Source organism: Photobacterium sp. DNB22_13_2, from assembly GCF_052873915.1.
Genome location: NZ_JBNNXU010000004.1, coordinates 192,874 through 215,537 on the forward strand (window position 1 = coordinate 192,874; position 22,664 = coordinate 215,537).

Consider the following 22,664-nt stretch of genomic DNA (forward strand, 5'->3'; position numbering starts at 1 on the left):
ATTGATTAGAGCTTATAAATCATAGCTTATAGCGCTGTACTTCCATCTCGAGTTGACCCGCAAGCTCCTTCAAGGAATCGGCTTGACGGGCCGCTTCCATGGCTTCTTGAGCCATTTGATTTGCGACCTCCTGAACACCTTCGGTATTACGGCTAATTTCAGCAGTAACACTTGATTGTTCCTCGGCAGCCGACGCTATCTGAGTCGCCATATCGCTGATCACATTGATCTCGCTGGCAATGCTATTGATACTCTCACCCGCAGCATCAACATCTTGAACGCTGGTATCAGCTAACTGATGACTATCGTTCATCACTGTCACTGCATTATGGGTCGTCGATTGAAGCGTCTCGATCATATTTTGAATTTCTTCTGTCGAAGTGTGTGTACGCTGAGATAGCACCCGCACTTCATCGGCAACCACCGCAAAACCTCGACCTTGCTCTCCTGCACGTGCCGCTTCAATGGCTGCATTGAGTGCCAATAAATTGGTTTGCTCGGCAATCTCACGGATAGTTGAAAGAATGGTACTGATTTTCAAGGCATGTTCATTAAGATCTTCAATAATGGCAGCCGCATTAGTGACTTCATTGGCTAGGTTACCAATCGACTGTTGGCTTTGCCCAACTTGGCGATGACCGTTACCGGCCAAAGATACCGCCTGCTCAGCTGTCTTCGCTGTATTCTCAGCATTACCGGCAATTTCCTGTGTCGCACTCGCCATTTCAGTCACCGCGGTTGCCACCATGGTAATTTCATCTTGCTGCTGACGAATGTTGTGGCTGCGCTGAGTTGAAGCCGTAGCAGAATCCGCCGCATTTCGATTAAGCTCTATGGCAATATCACGCAGTTTAGTCGCCATTAAGTGTTGATGTGACACAAACTGATTGAAGTTTTCGGCTAACTGACCGACTTCATCCTGGCTGTTGACGGGGATACGAGCAGTTAAGTCTCCTTCACCATGGGCAATATCAGCCAAGGCCGCAGAGACCTTGTTCAATTCGCTTAGTTGTTTTGTCAACAATAGGCTGATTAAACCACATACCACGACAAGGATCACAAGCCCGATGAGCAACTCGTCAAATAACATTTCTCTAATCGGCGCTTCTAGAATTGACTTATCCATCACCATCACCAGTGCCCAACCTGAATTTGGCACGTCATGAACAGCAACCGCTCGCTCACGCCCGTCGAAGTCGCTAAGGAAAAAACCATTGCCATTCATCTCATTGCGAAGAGACTGAACATTTAACCCCAGCTCGAAAATCGGTTTCAACTGCATGTCGGAGTTCGGGTGAGCAACAACAACCTGATTTCCCATATCCAGCAACATGGCATAACCATCACCCAGCACCGGAATATTCAGTACATCACGCATCAGATCTCCGAGAGCCAGATCAGCCCCGACAACACCTTGCAACCGTCCACCTTGCATCACTGGCTCGGCTAAAGTTACCACCAGTGTTTGCATTGTGTGGCTCATATATGGCGCAGTCAGCACCGATGCCCTTGCAGCTGTAGCTTCCTTGTACCACCCTCTTTCACGAGGATCATAACCGGCGCGATTTAGCGATGGGTCTTGACGGTGCATATCCCCTTGCTGGTTACCGTAGAAACTCAGGCTAAAATCACCCGATATATGCATTTGTTTAAGATGCTCAACAATATCTGGGGTATTGTTGCTTGCCATGGTTTTAACTACGGCATTCACTGTAGCCTGCTTACTTTCAAGCCAGTCACCAATACCCTTGGTCACCGCAACAGATGTATTTCGACTTTCGCTTTCAATAGACTGCCACGCTTGGTTCTTCATTGACAAGTAGGAGAAACCGCCAAGGGCTATAGCGGTAATAGAAACGGCAACAAAACTTGATAACAACAGTTTTGCTTTTAAGGATAACTGCATAACTTCCCTTTATCTCGAAACAAAATTGGGGGGATTATAAAGTGTGGCACGAATTAAATTCATGATCTTCGCCAAAAAAATCAATTTCATACCAATATAATCAACGACATATGCATTAAAACCCTTAAAAGGAATTTATGTTTATTAGGCGATTTACATCGTCTGTTGTTCTCCTCACAGTTATCACTCTGCTGATATTTCAAGATATGGTGTAAAATCAATTAGCTATACACTCAAGTTACTAGATATATTCATTTTCGGTTCACGTACAATCAGTTACACTTTAATGTATGAATAGAAAAAGCAAATACATCCTGTCGCTGCTCTTTTTAACCTCTTCTGCGGTAGCAAACGTTGAATTGGAGATTGATGGAGATCATGACGATGTCATGCGAGCCGTTCAACAAGGGCTGGTACAGCCGTTCTCGTCTTTACAATCTAAGGTAAGCGAGCAACTCCATGGCCGCATTATTCGTGTCGAGTTGGAAGAAGATGATGACATTTGGATATATGAATTAAAGCTTATCGACCCCAACAATAATATTGTGAGGGTCGAGTATGACGCTCAAACCCTCACAATTCTTGAAATAAAAGGCAGGGGTCTTGAAAACATTATCAAGGTAGACCAATGAAAATACTTGTCGTTGAAGACGAACTAGCCTTGGGCGAACAAATTGTTGAAGGTTTAGAACAAAGCGGCTGGGTAGCCGAACTCTCCTCTGATGGCATTGATGCGTTGTACCGTGCCACTTCTGAACCTTGGGACGGGATTGTCCTCGATTTGGGCTTACCCAAATTGGATGGGCTCACCGTTCTTAGAAGCATCAGAGATGAAAACGTCACTTGCCCAGTCATAATCCTTAGTGCGCGTAACGAACTCACACAGCGTGTTGATGGCCTCAATGCTGGCGCTGATGACTACCTAACAAAGCCGTTCCAGATGGTTGAACTTGTTGCCCGTTTGAGAGCACAAGTACGCCGATCAACCGGCAATGCCTCACCAATCATTCAAGTTGGTGGACTAAGTCTCGACACCCGCACCTCTAAAGTCATGCACAACAGTGAGAGTATCGACCTGACAGCTCTCGAATTTAAAGTGCTTTCCTACATGATGCACAATGCCGATAAAGTTATTTCGCGCACAGAGCTCGTTGAACACATATATAAGCAAGACTTTGACCGAGATTCTAATACCATTGAAGTGTTTATTGGTCGTATTCGCCGAAAAATCGGCGGGGATGTGATAAAAACGGTCAGAGGGCTTGGATATCGTATCAATGCCGATTAGAGCACCACAAACGCCTCTACCCAGCCTTCGCAGCCGCTTGCTAATTGCCGCGGCTGCTTGGCTATTGGCTATAACCCTTGCTGCGGGTTATCTAATGCCATCATTCATCAAGACCTATTTAGTCGACCAGGAAAAACATCAACTATATATCTATCTGGATGAATTAACGGCTCAAATTGATGTAGACAATAATGGCAGTTTGCTCCCACCCAAAACATTATCCAATCCACGATTCCAGCAGCCATATAGCGGATTATATTGGAGTGTAAATGTTGATAACAAAGAGTTGCGTTCTCGCTCTTTGTGGGATACGCGTATTTCCGGCGATAAAGAGTCAGGATTTGTCGGCCCTGATAAGCAATCACTCCTGGTGCTCAACCGGAATATCCTATTGCCCGAGCTTGATGATCCTGTCACGCTCACTGTGGCGATCAACCAAGAGCGGTTACTAAAAACTCTGACCCAACTTACCAGCGGTTTGTGGTTAATCTTACTGATTATGGCTGGTGGTATCCTCTTTTTAATCTGGCTGCAAGTTAGCTGGTCACTCTGGCCTCTACGCCGCTTGCAGAAAAATTTGAAAGAGGTACGCGAAGGGCAAACATCAGAACTTAGCGGGGTTTACCCTGCCGAAATCCGTCCTGTGGTTGACGATCTCAATGCCCTACTCTTCCACTACCAAGAGTTGCTTGAGCGAGCACGTAACCATGCCGGTAACCTGTCGCATGCTCTAAAGACACCGATAGCCGTACTCAATAATGAAGTTGCCCACCTCAATGCGCAGGAGCAGTCTCGGCTTCAACCCACGCTACAGCAACTCCAACAACATATCGACTACCATCTAGGTCGGGCGAGAATGGCTGGCGCTAGCAACATCTTGTCGGCCAAAACCGCTCCCTCAACACGAGTCGATGCAATATCCATGGCGATGGACAAAGTCTATGCCGATCGTGCCGTCGTGCTTGTTAACGAGCTGGACAGCGATTTACTTGTCGCGATTGAGAGTCGAGATCTTGACGAAATCCTTGGGAATCTCATCGAGAACAGTTATAAATGGGCCAAAAGCCTAATTCGAGTCCACCAGCCAGAACAAACAGCAGAGACGGTATTACTGGTTATTGAAGATGATGGATCCGGCATTGACGATGATGCCTACCAAAGCGCAGTTAAGCGAGGCGTTAGGCTTGATGAGACAACACCAGGTACAGGGCTCGGGCTGAACATTGTCAGTGAGCTGGCTCATAGCTATCGCGGTGAATTAAGACTAAGTCGAAGCCCGCTGGGTGGATTAAGGGCTTCAATTACCCTTCCCAAACCGAGAAAGTGATATCACTCGATAGAAGCACTTAGCTGGCGGGCGTTCACTCGCCAGCGTCAAACAGCCTTATGCTGGCCAAAGTGTAAGATTTACTATCCTGACAATCACGCCAAGTACTAGGGAAGCAACCCCCAGCCGGTACCATTTGAACTCTTCGACATCCATGCCAATACGGTTGTAAAACATTTTCAACACACCGGTCCAATCACTTGTTCGGCGCCCGTATATATAAATTCCGTTTGCGACCATGGCTAACCCAGCCAAAATCAGTAGATATTCGGCAACTGTCATTGATGTCTGCAGCATGGTGTATTCCCTTTTTCATCATCTACACTCTGATTTAATGCCATTAGCACCAATAGCTCAATTAGACCAAGGTAGAGGATCGAATCTTCACAGGAAGATATATTTAAGAAAAAAAGCCGGTAACTGTAAAGATTGTATGCTTATTCAAGGCGTTTAGTGTAGAATCCTGCCCCCTGAAATTCTAACGAAGTTATCGAGGCGACATGCAATTACTCGAAGCAAAATTACATAAAATTGACCGTCATAACTACCGCAGCTACTCCAGCTTACGCGGTGAATACCATTTCGTTGACTTCGATTTCTTCATTGATATCATTCAATCGGACCCATTTGCGCCAGCCTCTCGCGTACGTGCACGCCGCAAATGGTCACTGACTGACCTTGAGTGGTTAAAAGAACAATCTCCTGACTACCAACGTGCTGCACGTGATTTCATTGCCCGTCACTTTGCCGAGTTAGCTCAGCAGATAAACGAGATTCAAATCGACCGTCCGGGACAAGTTGTTCTCGACCGTACTGCTGTTGTATTTGATGAAGATGCGCTTGAGCTGCGTTTCCGCGTAAATCTTCCTTCAGACGGCCGCACGATCATTGCCAAGAAGACAACGAACCTGTTGACGTTCACCATGCCGAAAATTATTCGCCGTGCCACTATTGCACGTGAACTGCCAATGGATGAGCTCAAACGTCATTGTGAGATTGTTGAAGATCAAGTTGCTCTTCGTAAGCAACTTACAGACAAAGGTCTAATGGCATTCGTTGCCGATGAGAGTGTACTTCCTCGTTTGGCTGGTAACAGTGATTTGCCGATGGCCGAGGCCATTCCGTTTGTTTCCCCAGAAAACCTAGCGGTTGAACTTGAAGCACCACATCGCGGTAAAATTCGCGGTATGGGTGTTCCTAAGGGCATTACCATGATTGTCGGTGGTGGTTTCCACGGTAAATCAACGCTATTGAACGCGATCGAAAACTCTGTCTACGATCACATTCCGGGTGACGGTCGTGAATATATCGTCACTGAAGAATCGGCCTCTAAAATCCGCGCTGAAGATGGTCGCTGTGTGCATAACGTTGATCTAACGCCATACATCAGCAATCTACCTATGGGTAAAGACACCAGCATGTTCTCGACCCAGAATGCATCTGGTTCAACATCACAAGCGTCATGGTTACAAGAATCGATTGAGTCAGGGTCTAACGCATTATTGATTGATGAAGACACCTCAGCGTCTAACTTCATGATCCGTGATGAGCGCATGCAAGCCTTGATTGCTAAAAATGATGAGCCTATCACACCGCTGGTTGACCGTATTTCACTTCTGCGTGACCAGTTGGGTATATCAGTATTGCTTGTTATGGGCGGCTCTGGTGACTATTTGGATGTTGCAGACACTGTAATCCAAATGCACAACTACCAGGCGGTTGATGTAACAGAAAAAGCGAAAGAAGTGGTTACCTCCCACCCGACTCGCCGTCAGCTTGAAGGTAGCACTGAAATCACCCATCCGCGCACGCGAAAACTAAACCGTGCGGGACTAAAAGCACAGCTAGAAGACGGTAAATTCCGAATTCAGGTCAAAGATAAAACATCGATGCGTTTCGGCCGTGAGTTAGTTGATCTTCAAGCACTAGAACAAGTAGCTGATTCAAGCCAGCTGCATGCCATTGGTTGGCTGTGGTTCCAAATAGCCCAGGGTAAAGGTTGGGAGAGCTCTCCAAGTAAAGCCTTTGCTCAGATGCTAGCCAGTGATGAATGGTTCCGTAGCATGCCAAACTATGGCGACATCGCCAAGCCTCGTGTTATCGAGGTAATGGCTGTCCTAAACCGTATGCGTAAAGCTGAATTTAAGTAATATTAAGAAGGCCGTATATAAAAAAACGATGAGGTTAACCTCATCGTTTTTTTTTGTATTAAATACATGAGTTAATTAATCAAGCACTTAAAAGCGGCGGCTTACCGCAAAGAATAATGTCTCTCGAGGGCCGAAGCCTGCTTCCATTAACACCTCCCAATCACGGTTAAAGGCATAATTGAAACCAGCAACTCCATTCCACTTATCATCCGAGCTTTGACTCACTTCAAATTTACCGTCAGGGGCAAGTTGATCGATAATTTGGTCTAATCCAGACGGTAATCCTAGACTTTTCAGGTCACCCGATAAGTACTGCTGTACATCTTGGTACATTGCGCCAACAAAAACTCGTAGTTCTCGACCGCCATCGTACTCCCAACGGTGTCCAACACGAGGTGCAGCGACAAAGGTTTTAATATTGCCATCAATCGCTGAAATACTTGTATATGTGTAATTCATGTCAACCAAGGCAAACCAACTTCCGACGCCACCAGCTATCGTAGTACCCACGCCATAGGTTCCACCATCCATATCCAGTTCAAACATAGCATTGTCAGGCAAATCTCCACCAGCAGCGTCGAGTAAACGACATAACGCTTTATTTCCAATGCCCGGAACCGATGCATGATCACAGCTCACCGAGTTTATTTTCGCTTTGCTGGTGCCTTGGGTATAACCGAGAATGCCGTAGACGTTCAGAAATGGGAACAGCCACACATCTCCACGTAGCGTAATGTTCGAACCCTTAAAATCTGCATGATTGGCATCTACATCAAGCGCATCCAGCACAGGGTGTCCTGTCAAATTAATGCTGTTTACTGTAATAGGGTTACTCATATCCATATAAGATAATGAGAGGCCATAAGGCTTAGGGATTGTATAACCTCGCTTTTCTGCTTCATCTCCCCATATAGGGAAAAAGGAATCCTGACCATAAGTCAGTGGTGCAACAAATAGGCTAAGTAGCAGTAAAGCTTGTGTTTTCAAAATCATATCTCAGTTAACAATTAAAACACCTTCCATGGTTACTTCTTCGCGCGACATGATGACATTACAATGCTTAACCGGCACTTAATTGAACACGAATCAATTAGGTGTATTTTATCCACTGTCGCATTAACCTAGTTGATATGAAGAGCTATCCTCCTTTCAGCTTTTTGCTTGGATAATAAAACCGTTCACACGCACAATTAAACATGTACAGATTACTTTCGAGCAGTAATATTTTCAATTTCAGTAATATATGCCATATTAGTGAAATTAACTGTAATACTTGAATCACCCAATGCATAAATAAATCGGCATTTTATTTTAAATTAATCAAACACCAGTCAATTGAAGTTCAGCATTAACATATATTATTAACCGTTGGTCATAATAACATTGCACAAACAGGTTTCATTTATGGTGTTACTCGCTTTAACTATCCTCTCGCTAATCGGGGTTGTTGTTTTTTTAATCAAGTTGGGAGTTTTGGCCCAACACCGGGTACACATAAAGCGAGGGCAGTACTCGCGCGATGATTGGCCGAGCGTAACCGTAGTGATCCCTGCACGTAATGAAGAGCATAACCTCAAAGTATCACTTGGCAGCATCCTTGAGCAAGACTACCCAGCAGACAAGCTTGAGGTAATTGTTGTCGATGACTTCTCTGAAGATGCAACTCGCCATGTGGCTGAACAGCTAATGTCAAACAGCCATTTTAATGCACGATGCGTCAATGGTCGCCCACTACCTAAAGGCTGGATCGGTAAGAGCAACGCCTGCATGGCAGGGGCTCTACAAGCGAATGGCGACTATATCTTCTTTATTGATGCCGATACTCAGTCTGATAAAAAGATGCTGAAAAGCATCATGGATTTTACGCTCTGCAAAGAGATAGATTTGCTCTCGTTTAACCCTCGCCAGCTAATGGTATCGGCATCCGAGAAAACCCTCTTACCGGGTTTATTTTTATCTATCGCCTCATTTATGAAATTCCATGAGTCGAATGATCCCGACCAAGAAGAAGCGATTGCCAATGGTCAGGCAATGCTGTTTAAAGCCAGTGCCTATAAAGCCGTAGAGGGACACACAGTCGTCGCCTCTGAAATTTCAGAAGATCTTGCTTTTGCAAAAGCAATGAAAGTTCGTGGGTTTAAAATTTTCTGGGCGTTTGCAGATGATCTGATGAGTACACGAATGTACACCAATGCCGAAGAGATTTGGCATGGCTTCTCTAAGAACATGAATAGAATAGTAGAAGTAAATAACTTCTCAAGTGCTATTTATTTACTCAGTAAATCCCTCTTCATTGCGTGGTCGACGCCAGTATTGCTTATACTGTCGTGGCTAACTTACAGTAACGACCCGACTCAAATAGCCTTAATCGCGCTAGGGGTTAATTTACTCATGCAAGTGGTATTACTTATTACTTATGCCGTACTTGTAGCTCAGTTATTCGTACCAGTCATTTATGCCATTTTTGTTCCATTTGGTATTTCCTTACAGGGCTTACTTGTGATCAACTCATACCGCCTCGCAAAGCAGAAGTCGATCTCTTGGAAGGGGCGAGTGGTAGAATAATGAAAAAGATATTAATGTCATTGATTACCCTCATGTGTTTTCAAGGGATATCAAGTCATGCTTTCGCTCAGGAACCATGGAAAAACGTTCGGGACCGTAAGGATATACAAGTGTATAACCGGGCAATCGAAGGTAGCGACTTCAAAGAGTTCATGGCACAAACAACAGTCAACGCCAGCCTCAGTACCATCATTGCAGTATTTAATGACACTGTATCAGGTATTGACTGGGTTGAGAATGTGGATGAAATGCATACCGAAAAGGTGATCAATGAATCAGAGACAATCACCGTAACACTGAGTAAAGCTCCGTGGCCTGTTTCTGATCGTGATGCTGTGGTACTCAATAAAACGACTCAAAATCCAGAGTCTCTAGTCGTCACTTTAGAACAACGGGGTATACCAGAGTATTTGCCACTTAAAAATGGCGTGGTAAGGGTCAAAAGCTTAACCAGTCGTTGGGTTTTTACCCCAGTAAGCGATTCCGTTACGCATATTCACTATCAAGTCCTTACAGATCCCGGAGGCAAACTACCAGCATGGTTGATCAACATGGTATCCGTCTCGCAGCCTTACAATACGCTACTTGGACTAAAAGACATGGTGAAACTTGAGAAATACCACAATCAACATTACCCACATATTGTTGATTTTAAATAAGTAGTATTTTGGCATTTTCCAGAATCAGTCCCCTTCTCACGAAGGGGAACTGACTAAGAATAAATCGATTTCTATCTTTGGAACTGATTCATCAATCTTTCCAAGCCTTCCAAACGCTCGACTAGCATACGAGTACTTTCAACCGAGATATCACTGGTTTTTTCTGTCTCACTTCCTAATTGGTTGATCTTTTGAATATGCTCTGCAATATCAACACTGACACCCGCTTGTTGCTCTACCGCTGCCGCAATTTGATGACTGCTATCAGTGATTGTATCCAGAACCTGATTGATTTCCTTTAACTGCTCACCCATTGCTAGCGCCTGTTGTCGGCAATGCTCAGACTGCTCACCACCACGATCCACCGCAGCCACTGCCTGGCCAGCAATGTCTTGCAGCTGGGTGATCATTTGGTGAATTTCTCCAGTGGAAGACTGTGTTTTCTGCGCCAACGAGCGTACTTCATCGGCTACCACAGCAAAACCTCTTCCCGCCTCACCAGCGCGGGCAGCTTCAATTGCAGCATTCAATGCCAACAAGTTCGTCTGGTCGGCGATGGTGCCAATGACATCAAGAATACCTTCAATCTGACGGCTACTCTCAGACAAAGCATTGATCACTCGTTTTGAATCATCGAGCTCTTTATGCAATGTATTGACCGATGTGATCGTTTCCTCAACCCTCACCTGTCCACTATTAGCAACCTGTTGTGCCTTTACCGTCATTTCAGAGGCATTTGTTGCATTCTCAGCAACTTCTTTAACGGTTGATGCCATTTGATCGATTGCCACCCCCACCTGTTCTGTCGAAAGGGTCTGCTGCTGCAAATGGGTTTTTATTTGCTGAGTATTAGCGAACTCATCTTCTGCCGACAGAAGAATATCAGCAGAGGTTTCACTGGCCCGTGCAACAATGGCACGCACTTCAGCCTCCCGCATTCTTAGTGCCAATTCAATACCAGAATAATCATCAAATTTTCCGGTATATATCGGTTCCATGAGTGTATTGTCGTAAGCCTCATTAGCAAGCGCCGTCACGGTAGCTAATCGCTTTTGCGCATATACACTTATAAATAGCCCCAAAAGTAACATGACACTTACGGCCATCGTAATCACTGAGGAATAGGCTATTGCTTCATAAATCGCTAATAGGCTGGCAAAAACAAATATCGCATTCAATACGACTCCCAAATTCAGGCGAAAACGGTTACCACTGCGCTTACCTTCCCTAAGTGCATTATACTTGGCTTCCGCACGTTTTACTTCTTCCCTATTAGGCTTACTGCGTACCGATTGATACTCAACGACCTGCCCTTCCTTATTCACGATGGGCGTTACAAATGCAGACACCCAATAGTAATTACCATCCTTGCACTGATTCTTTACTAGCCCCATCCAGCTCTTGCCTGCTTTCACATACTGCCAAAGCTGTGCAAACGCTGCTTTAGGCATATCTGGATGTCGAACAATGTTATGGGGGTTATCGATCAGTTCTTGACTGCTATAGCCAGCAACATCACAAAATGTATTATTTGCATAGGTAATGGTGCTGCTGGGATCTGTCGTTGAAATCAAGTTCAACGAGGCTGAATATTCGATCTCCTTTCCTTGGACCGACATACTCTTAAAATGCATATTTTTCGCTGTCATTATTGTCACTTGTTATTTTTATACCGGTATTAACGGAAAACGCCCAACTAAGCAGTTTATCGCTTCCTATAACCCATATTGTGACATTCATTCAAAACTATCAGTTTGATTTATATTAACTAACTGAAAATTATCCACGGATTTGATTGCAAAAAAAGTAGTGTTTGGTGGTAATGTAACAAACAAAAAAACCCGCAAAATTGCGGGTTTTTAATCTAAATAGCTTATCTATTACTTGAAGCGATAGAACACTGTTGCCAGAGGAGGTAAATCAATAGCAATTGATTGCTCAAGACCGTGGCTAGCGACTTGCTGCGTCGCGATAGATGTTTTCACTGGTGCATTACTGCCCCAGTATTTCCCATCATCGGTGTTAAGCAGTAACTCATATTCACCAGCAGCAGGTACACCCAGCAGATATCCTTCTCGAGGTACCGGGGTGAAGTTGCTGACAACAAGTACTTTGTCGCCATTAAGCGCAATCCGCTCATGAGCCAAAATACTATTTCCAGCATCATCCTGAACACGCCACTCAAAACCTGCGGGATCGCAGTCTTGCTCGTGCATCGCCGGCTCAGAGGTATACAGTGCGTTCAAATCTTTGACCACTGACTGCATGCCACTATGACGCGGATACTGTAGCCAATGCCACTCTAGCTGGCCATCATGACACCACTCTGCACTCTGGGCAATTTCTGCGCCCATGAAGTTCAGTTTCTTACCCGGCTGGCCATACATGTAACCCATGAACGCACGCAGGTTAGCTGTTTTCTGCCACTCGTCGCCCGGCATCTTATCAAGCAGTGAGCCTTTACCGTAAACGACTTCATCATGGGATAAAGACAATACGTAGTTTTCACTGAATGCATACACCATTGGGAAAGTAATGGTATTGTGATGGTAGCTACGGTGTACAGGTTCTTCCTGCATGTAGGAAAGGCTATCGTGCATCCATCCCATGTTCCACTTAAAGCCAAAGCCCAAACCACCCATGTCCGTTGGCTTCGTTACGCCAGGATAGGCCGTCGACTCTTCCGCTATGGTCATGGCATTCGGGTAATGACGGTACACTTCCTCGTTAACCCAACGCAGCAAACTCACCGCATCGAAGTTAACATTGCCGCCTTCGTGGTTAGGGATCCACTGATCATGCTCTCGGGAATAATCCAGATACAGCATTGATGCAACGGCATCTACCCGCAAACCATCAATATGGTAATGCTCGAACCAGAACAAAGCATTTGAGACTAGGAAGCGACGAACGTGGTCACGGCCATAGTCGTATATGTAGCTCTTCCAGTCTTGGTGCCAACCGCGACGAGGATCCGGATCGTTAAACAATGCGGTGCCATCGAAGTTAGCCAAACCGTGATCATCCGATGGGAAATGGGCAGGAACCCAATCCAATACCACGCCGATGTTAGCCTGGTGGCACTGATCAACGAAGTATTTAAAATCATCTGGTGAACCAAAGCGGCTCGTTGGTGCAAACAAACCAATTGGCTGATAGCCCCATGAACCATAGAACGGATGCTCGGAAACGGGCATCAATTCTATATGGGTATAACCCATATCACTCAGGTAAGGGATCAGTTCAGCAGCTAGTTCACGATAGTTAAGGAATTCGCCTTGATCGTTTTTACGCCATGAGCCCGCATGCAATTCATAGAATGAAAGTGCTTGCTGATGCTTGGCCGTTACCGGACGGCTCTGCCATGCGCCATCTTGCCAATCGTAGTTTGCTTGATCGTAAACTTTGGACGCGAAAGATGGGTATTGCTCTGATTGGTAACCCCATGGATCCGCTTTGTGAGGTAGCCCCTCACCCGCACTGTCTTTCAACTCAAACTTATAAAGGGTGCCTTCCTCTAATTCAGGAATAAACAGCCCCCATAAACCATCATCCAGACGCTGCATTGGATGGCGACGCCCATCCCACGCATTGAAGTGGCCAACGACACTTACGGCTGAGGCATTCGGTGCAAAGACAAGAAAACGTACACCAGAGACAGATGAATTGCCTCGATTCAGCGTGACTAGCTGGGCACCCATTTCACTGTGCATCAGTGATGGGTCTGCCAGAGCTTCACCTGACTGAATTAAATTATGGAATTGGTAAGGGTCGTAAATCGTTTGTTCGCCTTGCGGCCATTTAACGACAAGTTGATATAGTGCAGTGGTAAAATCGAAATCACCCTCAAGCACAAAACCGCTATCAGCTTCGCGTGCGAGGGTAAAACGTTCACCGTTTTCAGTTATTGCTTCAACAGATTCAGCGCCTGGCACGTACACACGAAGTGCAATGTCAGTCGACTGGTATTGAGGACCTAAAAATGAAAATGGGTCTGAAAATGCAGCTCTCTCGAGCTGCAAATATTCCTTATCACTGCGGGTCACTGTAGATGTGTCCAACGCATTACTCCTGATATTACTTATTTTTCGATGCTTCTGCTCGTGTTTCAGTTAGACGACGTGTCAGTTCAACAATATTCTGGCGAGTGAAAATATCATCTAAAGTCGTCGAAAGTTTACGACGCCAGTTAGGATACTCATCAACAGTACCTGGAATATTGACCGGCTTGTCCATTTCTAACCAATCTTCTAGCTGTAGACTAAGCAAAGCGCTAGAGCCGGCAGCTAGATGGAGTTGCATGGCTTCGCTTAATTGCTGATCCATCGGCACATATGCAGCGTTATGCCCAACCCCTTCAGGAAGATAACCATGCCAAGCCAAACTATCAAGGATTTTTTGTTTGCTTTCAGCACGACTATCAAACAAACCTGCCAGTTGTTCCTGATTCGGGTACAAGCCAAGCTCTTCACCCATTTTCAAATCATCACAGTGCCAGAAGCCGCGAAGTGTCGGCATATCGTGGGTACACAGTGCTGACATTGACTGATCGGCATAATGTTTTGGTGAGTAGAAACCACCATCCTCTGCTGTTTCGAAGAAGAACACTTTATACGAGTGGATACCCGCAGTAGCTAGTTTCTCTACGATTTCATCCGGCACGGTCCCTAGGTCTTCACCGATAACAGTACACTGGTAACGGTGACTTTCTAGCGCCAGAATGGACATCATGTCTTCAACTGGGTAGTACATATAAGCGCCGTCTTGAGCAGACTCACCCTTCGGGATCCACCAAAGGCGTAACAAGCCAAGTACGTGGTCGATACGAAGAGCACCACAGCTACGCATATTTGAACGCAATAGCTGGATGAACGGTTCATAAGCGCGTTCTTTAAGCACTTCTGGGTTCAGCGGTGGCAAACCCCAGTTCTGGCCTAGAGGACCAAGAATATCTGGCGGCGCGCCCACACTTACATCCTGACAAAGTGCACCGTGATCCGCCCACGTTTCAGATCCGGAATCACACACACCTACTGCGAGGTCGCGGTAAAGCCCCATGACCATGCCTTTTTCTTCAGCCAGTTCGTTGACTTCAGCCAATTGCGTATCAGCGAGCCACTGTAGGTACATGAACAGTTGTACCTGTGAGTAGTTTTTCTTGATAAATGTCTGAACAGCAGGATTATCAAAATGACGGTACTGTTCAGGGAAAACAGGCCAGCCCCACGTATTGTCGTCTTCTTTTTTCAGCTCAGCATGCAATGCATCAAACGCCGCTTGATGAAGTAGGCTCTCACCCCCCTCTTCAACAAACTGTAAAAACTGCTTGGCACGTGCTGTGTTATTGTCTAGATGACGCTCGCTGAAAGTCTTAAACAACAGAGGCAGAACCGCCATTTTTAAGCATGACACTTCGCTGTAGTTTACCCAGTTGGTATTGCGTGCTTCATTTAGACGCAGTTGGAACTCGGGGCTGCCAACAAGCTGCTGTGCTTCATCGCACTGTGCAAACTCGGTGACAGAGCTTACATCAATATACATCAGGTTCAGCCAACGACGTGAAGATGGGCTGTATGGGCTCGCACCTTCAGGGTTAGCTGGGAATAAGGAGTGAATTGGGTTCAAACCCACAAAATCACCACCGCGGGAAGCCACGTCTGCAACCAATTGTTTCAGGTCGCCAAAGTCACCAATTCCCCAGTTGTGATTAGTACGAATTGAGTACAGCTGAACGCTGGTACCCCAAAGTTTCTTGTTACTATTTAGGTCGTCCTGCTTGTAACAAGACTCCGGAGCAACGATCAAAGTCATTTCAAATGGAGATTTACGACGCTTACGGAATACCTCTAGCTTATGGTAACCCCATACCAAATCGTCAGGCAGAGCAAACACTAAGGTGCCACCTTCTGCACGCTCGTCTGACACAAGCTGAGACTGCAACCAACCTTCTAGTACTTCACCCTGTTCAGTTTCCAAGCGCCAGCTAAAGTCGCTGATACGTGCGCTTTGACCCAAGTGCATTTCAATATGCATTGGCTCACCGCTGCGTACCACCTTAACCGGTGCTAGCACATCTGGGCGTAGTCTCTTGTTTGCTGATTCGAGTAAAGCTTCATCGCTTTTGGTGTCGTAACCTAGCGCTGCCAACAGTCGACGGATTGTATCACTGTCAACTTGCGCTTCATCCCCCCAAGCACTGACATAGTTATCGGCAATACCTACCATGTCAGCAACTTGTTTTAATACTTGATCGTCTTTCATCGTTCTCTCCGTTAGCGGCCTTGCGGCCGCTACGATGTTAAAGTTGTGCTGATACCAATTCGTACTTGTTACAGCCTAAAGCAGTTACAGTGAAACTGGCTCTAGTTTCCAGATGTTGTTAGCGTAGTCTCGAATACTACGGTCTGAGCTGAACTTGCTCATTAGTGCCGTGTTCAGAATGGCCTTACGAGCCCATGTCTTCTGGTCACGGTATTCCGCATCGATTTTCTCTTGCGTCTTCACGTAATCGGCAAAGTCAGCCAGTACCAGGTATGGGTCACCACCTTCCAGCAAGTTATGGCGAATCGCCGCTAGCTGGCCTGGGTTACCTGGTGTGAATTCATCAGTTTCTAACAAATCCATTGCTGCGCGTAGAAGGCTATCAGCATGGTAATAACGGTAAGGGTCGTAACCCTCTTGTTTTAGTTTTTGTACTTCATCAACCAATAGGCCGAAGATGAAGATATTTTCGTCGCCCACTTCTTCACGCATTTCTACGTTAGCACCGTCCATCGTACCGATAGTCAATGCACCGTTCATCGCGAACTTCATGTTACCCGTACCTGATGCTTCTTTACCTGCTGTTGAGATTTGCTCAGAAACATCAGCCGCTGGGAACAAGATTTCAGCTAGGCTTACGCGGTAATCAGGAATGAATACCACTTTCAGCTTGCCGCCAAGACGTGGGTCGTTGTTCACTTTCTCAGCCACTTTATTGATGGCAAAGATAATGTCTTTAGCCAGTGCGTAGCCCGGAGCCGCTTTCGCGCCGAAGAAGAACACACGTGGATGCATGTCGAACGTTGGATCGTTCAACAAGCGGTGATACAACGCCAGAATGTTCAACAAGTTCAAATGCTGACGCTTGTACTCATGCAGACGCTTGATTTGGATATCAAAGATGGCATCAGTGTCTAGCTCGATACCCATGTTTTCTTCAACCCAATCAGCCAAACGCTGCTTGTTCTCTTTCTTCACGGCCATGTAGCGCTTCTGGAAGGCTGCGTCGTCAGCGAATTTCTCTAGACCAGCGATTTTCTCTAGGTTTGCCGGCCAGTCATTACCCACTTTCTCGCTGATCAGCGCAGAAAGACCTGGGTTACAGTATTTGATCCAACGACGCGGTGTTACACCGTTAGTCACGTTGGTCAAACGGCCAGGGAAGATCTCATTGAACTCAGGGAACAGATCACGTTTCACTAGCTCAGAGTGAAGAGCGGCTACACCGTTTACTGCATAGGTACTTACTACACACAGGTTAGCCATGCGAACCATACGCTGTGGGCCTTCCTGAATGATTGACAGCTTACGGTTCACTTCATTGTTAGCCGGCCAAGTTTGCTCAACCTGCTTCATGAAGCGGTGGTTGATTTCAAAAATGATTTCCATATGGCGAGGCAGCATTTGCTGGATCAGCGCTTCACTCCATGTTTCCAGTGCTTCTGGAAGCAATGTGTGGTTGGTGTAAGCAAATGTCTTTGACGAAATTTCCCACGCTTTTTCCCAGCCTAGCTTGTACTCATCGAGAAGGATGCGCATTAGTTCTGGAATAGCGATAGTTGGGTGGGTGTCATTCAGCTGAATAGTTTCAAGCTCAGACAACGACTCAATAGAGTTACCTGCCGCTTCATGGCGACGAAGGATATCAGCAACCGAACATGCACAATGGAAGTACTGCTGCATCAGACGAAGTGCTTTACCCTGATCGTGGTTGTCGTTCGGGTATAGAACTTTAGTCACGTTACCTGCTTCTAGCGCAGAATACTGTGCACCTACGTAGTCACCATCATTGAAGCGCGCTAGGCTAAATGGTGCGTTCGAACGACATTCCCAAAGACGTAGTGGGTAAACACTCTTGTTGTCGTAACCAACGATTGGTAGATCCCAAGCCACACCTTCAACAGACATAGCCGGAACCCAACGACGGCACTCAACACCATTTTCATCGGTGTAGCCCTCAACGTGACCGTATAGACTTACTTCTTGGCTTAGCTCAGGACGAAGAACTTCCCACGGGTAGCCCTCAATACCACGCCATGCATCCGGTGCCTCTACCTGACGGCCATCAACGAATGACTGGCGGAATAGACCGTATTCGTAGTGCAGGCCGTAACCTACTGCTGGGTATTCTTGTGCTGCTAGTGAATCCATGAAACATGCAGCTAGACGACCTAGACCACCGTTACCTAATGCTGGGTCACGCTCTTCTTCCAATAGGTCGGTTAAGTTCTGGCCCATCTCTTCCATTGCTTCAGCAACGTTTTCGTACAGGCCCATGCTGATTAAGTTGTTGCCTGTTAGGCGTCCGATCAGAAATTCCAGTGAAAGATAGTTCACACTGCGAGCTTTCTGCTCAGAAAGATTCTTTTCAGTGGCCAATAGGTTGCCAGTGCTGATTTCAGCAAGTGCTTTACCCATTGCCAAATACCAACTGCGAGCCGTCGCTGTTTCATCTGTTGATGCGTAAGTTGTTGTTAGGTGTTTTTCTACTGCCGCTTGGAAAGCTGCTTTATTAAATTGTTGTGTCTGACCATTCTTAGGCATGGTTCAATCTCGCTCTAGGATTATTTCCAACTGCTGACAATGTTGCCTGTATTTATCAGCGCTAACATCCTCCCGAATCGGGGAGGAGTAGGGATGAGTGGGAGGGGCGTAGTTATGAATCTCCCCCACTTTCTGTGACAGGATGCAAAATTCTGGGGTGTAGAAAGACTTAAACGCCCGTCCATATGCATTTAAAGTCACAAATACAGACTAACGTTTCATGTGCAATTGAATAGATACAAGTTGATGAAAAATCAGAGATATGTGAACTGTGTCATAAATATAGGGATGAGTTGACAACTTTTGCTGAATTCAACTTAATGCGCTGTCAAAGTTATCGACTAGATCAAATGCCTTACTGCAATTTTTTGAAATGATTAGCAGGATTACATGGCATAAATGCTCAGATAACATAATTCATTCAGAGCTACGCTCCTGAGCGACAATGGAACTGAAACCTTACAATAAGATAGCAAGACTATGTGGATACCATCTAAATTAACTCGTCCGGCACGCCTTCATAATGCGATTCTGCGTCCCCGTTTGCTGGAAACGCTAGAGCAGGCCCCGTTTTACCGTCTTGTGCTGTTTCGATCACCAGCGGGCTATGGCAAAACTACCATGGCAGCCCAATGGTTGAATGAGCACCCGCATACCGGTTGGTTTAATATCGACGAAAATGACAACGATACCTTCCGTTTTGCAAATTACTTACTCCAAAACATCAACAAAGCGACCAACAACGCTTGTTTGAAAACTCAAGCGATGGCTGAGCGCCGTCAGTTTGCATGTCTATCTACTCTATTCAGCGAGCTGTTTGGCGAACTGGCTGACTACCATGAACAGACTTATATCGTTCTAGACGACTATCACCTTATCAACAACGATGATATTCATGACGGCTTACGATTCTTCCTCAAGCACATGCCAGACAATCTTACGTTAGTGGTTACGAGCCGTACTTTGCCGCCACTCGGCACAGCAAACCTGCGCATTCGTGACCTGCTGATTGAGGTTGATAACGATCTGCTCGCCTTCGATGAAGAAGAAACAACCCGCTTTTTCGACAAGCGTATCGGCGAAAACATCGAAGCGAATGTTTTAAGATCACTGCACCAACAAGTGGAAGGCTGGCCTTCTGCACTACAGCTAATCGCACTACACGCCCAGCAAAAGCCTCACAATCTGGTTGAATCTGCCGAATCGATGGCGAGCTTTAACCGTGGCCACCTGTGGGATTATCTTGCGGAAGAAGTGTTCGATCTGCTTGATGGTGAAACCCAGCAATTCCTGTTGCAATGTTCCGTACTTGACATGTTCAATGCGCAACTTGTGACCGACCTGACTGGACGTAGTGATGCCTTGGCTGTTCTTGAGTCACTCAACCGGTTTGGCTTATTCCTCAACACTCTTGAGGGTGATAACAACTGGTATCGCTTCCATAACCTGTTTGCTGAGTTCCTCCGCCATCAGCGCTATTCCCAAATCCCTCAGCAGAGGGCTGAGTTGCATGCGTTGGCAGCCAAGGCTTGGTTGAAACAAAACTCACCACAACAAGCGCTACTTCACGCTCAAAAATGTGAAGATTCTGCGCTTGTTATCCATATCCTGTGCGATTTTGGCTGGGAGATGTTCCACCACGGTGAAATGAAGCTACTTCAAGACGCCTTGGGCAATATCGACACCGAAGAACTCTACGCTCAACCTCGTCTAAACCTACTTCATATGTGGTTGCTGCAAAGCCAGCATCTATACAATGATGTGGGCGATATGATTGTGGAGACGGAAAAAGAGTTCGCTAAGCGTGACATTGAACTTGATGATGCCCTGCAAGGTGAATTCAATGCCCTGCGCGCTCAGGTTGCGATCAACCAAAGCAAACCAGATGATGCCCTGATCCTTTCAGAGCAAGCGCTTGGTCAGCTACCTTCAACAACCTATCGTAGCCGAATCGTTGCAACATCGGTCGTCGGTGAAGTACACCACTGCTTGGGTAATCTAAGCCGTGCGTTACCAATGATGCAACAAACAGAAAAGATGGCACGTCAGTACCATGTCTATCACCAAGCGCTGTGGGCTCTACTTCAACAGGCAGAAATCCTACTGGCTCAAGGTTATGTCCAGAACTCTTATGAGTTGCTAGAACAGGCATTCAAGCTAGTTAAAGAGCAACACTTGCAACAAGTTCCATTACATGAGTTCCTACTTCGACTTCGCGCACAGATCCTCTGGTGCTGGAATCGCCTTGATGAAGCAGAAGAATCCGCACTGAAAAGCCTTGAAGTGCTTGCACCGTATGACGAAACCAAGTCATTGCACGCATATTCCATGCTTGCTCGTATTGCGATTACCCGTGGTGAGCAGGACAAAGCAAGCCGCTACCTTGATCTCTGCAACAGCCTAATGAGCCGCTCTGTCTATCATATTGACTGGCGTGCTAACACTGACTTAGCCAATTTACTGTTTTGGCAAAATACTGGTGACTTGGACAGCATCCGCCAATGGCTAGTTCATGCAGAACAGCCGGAAGCAGCATGTAACCACTTCCAGCAATTGCAATGGCGTAATATTGGCCGTGCTTGTGTCAATATCGGCGAATTTGACCGTGCTGAAATCATCTTCAACATGTTGGATGACAGCTGCAATAAACATAACCTGATCACAGACAAAAACCGTAACCTTGTGGTACAAGCAGTACTAAGTAAACGTCAAGAACATAGGGAATTAGCGCTAGCTCAAATAAAGCAAGCTCTTGAATTAACGAACAGTACTGGCATGGTCGGCATTTTCCTTTGTGATGGAAGCGAGATCTGCGATCTGATCCAAGAGTTGGTTGATACCAAAGCACTTAATGAGCTAGAACTACACCGTGCCCGTCAACTGCTTCGGGAGATGACGAGCAAAGAGCGTAACCGCTCTGTGCACTTTGACGAAAACTTCGTTGAGAAACTGCTCAACTTACCTGATGTTCCAGAGCTTATACGAACCAGTCCGCTGACCCAACGTGAATGGCAAGTACTGGGGTTGATCTATACGGGCTACAGCAATGAGCAAATTGCTTCTGAGCTTGATGTGGCATCTACCACAATCAAAACACATATACGGAACCTGTACCAAAAGCTCAATATTGCCAACCGCCAACAAGCTATTGAAACAGCAGAAAATTTACTCAAATTGATGGGCTTCTAGCCACACCATCTGGTTAAGGATAACCAATGAAAGAATGGAGTAAGGATCGACTCTGGTATCAAGATATGCCATTCAAATTGAATGGCATATCTGTGGGTGCAAGGATGACGGTAATACGGCTTGAAAATGGTAAGCTACTTATCCATTCCCCTATCCAGTTAACGACATCGCTACAGCTTGAGTTAAGCCAACTGGGAGCAATTCAGGCCATCGTAACCCCTAATATGAACCATCATTTATTTCTATCCGAATGGTGGCTTGCTTATCCTGATGCGTATTTCTTTGCGCCTCCAGGCCTTCAAAACAAACGAACCGACCTTGCTTTTGACGATGCCCTCAGTGCCAAGAGCCCTGAAATTTGGCAGCACCAACTGTATCAAACCCTATTGAGAGGAAGTGATCAGATGGAAGAAGTGATCTTCTGCGATCCTCACTCTAACACATTGATCGTCGGTGATACGCTTGCTTGGTTTCGACCTACCTCAAATTTATTCACCATGGCTTTAGCATTGGCCAATGGCTGCTACCAGCACCCTGCCATGCCGCTATACTGGCGTTGGACTTTTCATAATAAAACACGGTTAAGACAATCATTACAGGAAATCCTGACCTGGCCTTTTGACCGCATTATTCTCTCACACGGCCATAACATCGAAACAGATGGCAAAGCATTCTTTCATCGTGCTTTTAAATGGGCATTGTAGGTTGTAAATACACCACTTTTTAACAAATACAATCACGCGTACAATTTAATACGAACATTGTTCAATAAGTT

15 protein-coding genes are annotated in these 22,664 nt (G+C 45.9%); 8 read left to right on the plus strand and 7 right to left on the minus strand.

Annotation, left to right across the window (positions count from 1 at the left end):
• Window positions 1–19: 19 nt before the first annotated feature.
• Window positions 20–1,906 carry a methyl-accepting chemotaxis protein gene (locus ACVA58_RS08420; RefSeq protein WP_446509983.1) on the minus strand — a complete coding sequence of 629 codons (1,887 nt, stop codon included), beginning with the start codon at window positions 1,904–1,906 and terminating at the stop codon, window positions 20–22.
• A gap of 290 nt (window positions 1,907–2,196) precedes the next feature.
• Here ACVA58_RS08420 and ACVA58_RS08425 point away from each other — a divergent pair, with 290 nt between their 5' ends.
• Genes ACVA58_RS08425 through ACVA58_RS08435 form a run of 3 tightly spaced genes read left to right on the plus strand, consistent with a single transcriptional unit; the run spans window position 2,197 to window position 4,521 of the window.
• Window positions 2,197–2,538 (plus strand): PepSY domain-containing protein, encoded by a 342-nt coding sequence (locus ACVA58_RS08425; protein ID WP_446509984.1) that lies wholly within the window; start codon window positions 2,197–2,199, stop codon window positions 2,536–2,538.
• Entirely contained in the window at window positions 2,535–3,194 is a 660-nt protein-coding gene (locus ACVA58_RS08430) for a response regulator transcription factor (protein WP_446509985.1), read from the plus strand. Before ACVA58_RS08425 ends, ACVA58_RS08430 begins: the two co-directional genes overlap by 4 nt.
• Entirely contained in the window at window positions 3,184–4,521 is a 1,338-nt protein-coding gene (locus tag ACVA58_RS08435) for an ATP-binding protein (protein ID WP_446509986.1), read from the plus strand. Before ACVA58_RS08430 ends, ACVA58_RS08435 begins: the two co-directional genes overlap by 11 nt.
• A gap of 57 nt (window positions 4,522–4,578) precedes the next feature.
• Here the strand turns inward: ACVA58_RS08435 and ACVA58_RS08440 are convergent, their stop codons facing one another.
• Window positions 4,579–4,818: a hypothetical protein gene (locus tag ACVA58_RS08440; protein WP_446509987.1), complete on the minus strand. Its 240-nt coding sequence runs from the start codon at window positions 4,816–4,818 to the stop codon at window positions 4,579–4,581.
• A 203-nt stretch (window positions 4,819–5,021) separates the two neighbouring features.
• Here ACVA58_RS08440 and ACVA58_RS08445 point away from each other — a divergent pair, with 203 nt between their 5' ends.
• The gene (locus ACVA58_RS08445; RefSeq protein WP_446509988.1) at window positions 5,022–6,671 is read left to right on the plus strand and encodes a P-loop domain-containing protein; all 1,650 of its coding nucleotides are present in this window, start codon (window positions 5,022–5,024) and stop codon (window positions 6,669–6,671) included.
• A gap of 87 nt (window positions 6,672–6,758) precedes the next feature.
• Here the strand turns inward: ACVA58_RS08445 and ACVA58_RS08450 are convergent, their stop codons facing one another.
• On the minus strand, window positions 6,759–7,658 hold the full coding sequence (locus tag ACVA58_RS08450) for a hypothetical protein (protein WP_446509989.1): 900 nt from the start codon (window positions 7,656–7,658) through the stop codon (window positions 6,759–6,761).
• Window positions 7,659–8,075: 417 nt separating this feature from the next.
• Here ACVA58_RS08450 and ACVA58_RS08455 point away from each other — a divergent pair, with 417 nt between their 5' ends.
• Window positions 8,076–9,236 carry a glycosyltransferase gene (locus tag ACVA58_RS08455; RefSeq protein ID WP_446509990.1) on the plus strand — a complete coding sequence of 387 codons (1,161 nt, stop codon included), beginning with the start codon at window positions 8,076–8,078 and terminating at the stop codon, window positions 9,234–9,236.
• The gene (locus tag ACVA58_RS08460; protein WP_446509991.1) at window positions 9,236–9,895 is read left to right on the plus strand and encodes an START domain-containing protein; all 660 of its coding nucleotides are present in this window, start codon (window positions 9,236–9,238) and stop codon (window positions 9,893–9,895) included. Before ACVA58_RS08455 ends, ACVA58_RS08460 begins: the two co-directional genes overlap by 1 nt.
• 71 nt (window positions 9,896–9,966) lie before the next feature.
• On the opposite strand, the gene ACVA58_RS08465 is transcribed toward ACVA58_RS08460, so the two are convergent.
• The 4 genes from ACVA58_RS08465 to ACVA58_RS08480 form a co-directional block, all read right to left on the minus strand.
• Window positions 9,967–11,544, minus strand: coding sequence for a methyl-accepting chemotaxis protein (locus ACVA58_RS08465; protein ID WP_446509992.1), 1,578 nt, complete (start codon window positions 11,542–11,544; stop codon window positions 9,967–9,969).
• A gap of 231 nt (window positions 11,545–11,775) precedes the next feature.
• Window positions 11,776–13,956, minus strand: a complete 2,181-nt coding sequence (gene glgB, locus ACVA58_RS08470; protein WP_446509993.1) for a 1,4-alpha-glucan branching protein GlgB — start codon at window positions 13,954–13,956, stop codon at window positions 11,776–11,778.
• Window positions 13,957–13,972: 16 nt separating this feature from the next.
• The gene (gene malQ / locus ACVA58_RS08475) at window positions 13,973–16,156 is read right to left on the minus strand and encodes a 4-alpha-glucanotransferase (protein ID WP_446509994.1); all 2,184 of its coding nucleotides are present in this window, start codon (window positions 16,154–16,156) and stop codon (window positions 13,973–13,975) included.
• Between the two features lie 84 nt (window positions 16,157–16,240).
• Window positions 16,241–18,700, minus strand: a complete 2,460-nt coding sequence (locus ACVA58_RS08480) for a glycogen/starch/alpha-glucan phosphorylase (protein WP_446509995.1) — start codon at window positions 18,698–18,700, stop codon at window positions 16,241–16,243.
• 480 nt (window positions 18,701–19,180) lie between these two features.
• Here ACVA58_RS08480 and malT point away from each other — a divergent pair, with 480 nt between their 5' ends.
• Both malT and ACVA58_RS08490 read left to right on the plus strand, forming a co-directional pair.
• A complete protein-coding gene (gene malT, locus ACVA58_RS08485; protein WP_446509996.1) occupies window positions 19,181–21,889 on the plus strand; it encodes an HTH-type transcriptional regulator MalT in 2,709 nt (902 codons plus the stop codon).
• 26 nt (window positions 21,890–21,915) lie between these two features.
• Window positions 21,916–22,593 (plus strand): DUF4336 domain-containing protein, encoded by a 678-nt coding sequence (locus tag ACVA58_RS08490; RefSeq protein ID WP_446509997.1) that lies wholly within the window; start codon window positions 21,916–21,918, stop codon window positions 22,591–22,593.
• Window positions 22,594–22,664 lie beyond the last annotated feature (71 nt).

Bases quoted from the DNA above. Each gene is read 5' to 3' on its own strand.
- ACVA58_RS08420 (WP_446509983.1), bottom strand. From the start codon at position 1,906: ATGCAGTTATCCTTAAAAGCAAAACTGTTGTTATCAAGTTTTGTTGCC.
- ACVA58_RS08465 (WP_446509992.1), bottom strand. From the start codon at position 11,544: ATGACAGCGAAAAATATGCATTTTAAGAGTATGTCGGTCCAAGGAAAG.
- ACVA58_RS08440 (WP_446509987.1), bottom strand. From the start codon at position 4,818: ATGCTGCAGACATCAATGACAGTTGCCGAATATCTACTGATTTTGGCT.
- ACVA58_RS08435 (WP_446509986.1), top strand. From the start codon at position 3,184: ATGCCGATTAGAGCACCACAAACGCCTCTACCCAGCCTTCGCAGCCGC.
- ACVA58_RS08455 (WP_446509990.1), top strand. From the start codon at position 8,076: ATGGTGTTACTCGCTTTAACTATCCTCTCGCTAATCGGGGTTGTTGTT.
- malT (WP_446509996.1), top strand. From the start codon at position 19,181: ATGTGGATACCATCTAAATTAACTCGTCCGGCACGCCTTCATAATGCG.
- ACVA58_RS08460 (WP_446509991.1), top strand. From the start codon at position 9,236: ATGAAAAAGATATTAATGTCATTGATTACCCTCATGTGTTTTCAAGGG.
- ACVA58_RS08490 (WP_446509997.1), top strand. From the start codon at position 21,916: ATGAAAGAATGGAGTAAGGATCGACTCTGGTATCAAGATATGCCATTC.
- ACVA58_RS08445 (WP_446509988.1), top strand. From the start codon at position 5,022: ATGCAATTACTCGAAGCAAAATTACATAAAATTGACCGTCATAACTAC.
- ACVA58_RS08425 (WP_446509984.1), top strand. From the start codon at position 2,197: ATGAATAGAAAAAGCAAATACATCCTGTCGCTGCTCTTTTTAACCTCT.
- ACVA58_RS08480 (WP_446509995.1), bottom strand. From the start codon at position 18,700: ATGCCTAAGAATGGTCAGACACAACAATTTAATAAAGCAGCTTTCCAA.
- malQ (WP_446509994.1), bottom strand. From the start codon at position 16,156: ATGAAAGACGATCAAGTATTAAAACAAGTTGCTGACATGGTAGGTATT.
- ACVA58_RS08430 (WP_446509985.1), top strand. From the start codon at position 2,535: ATGAAAATACTTGTCGTTGAAGACGAACTAGCCTTGGGCGAACAAATT.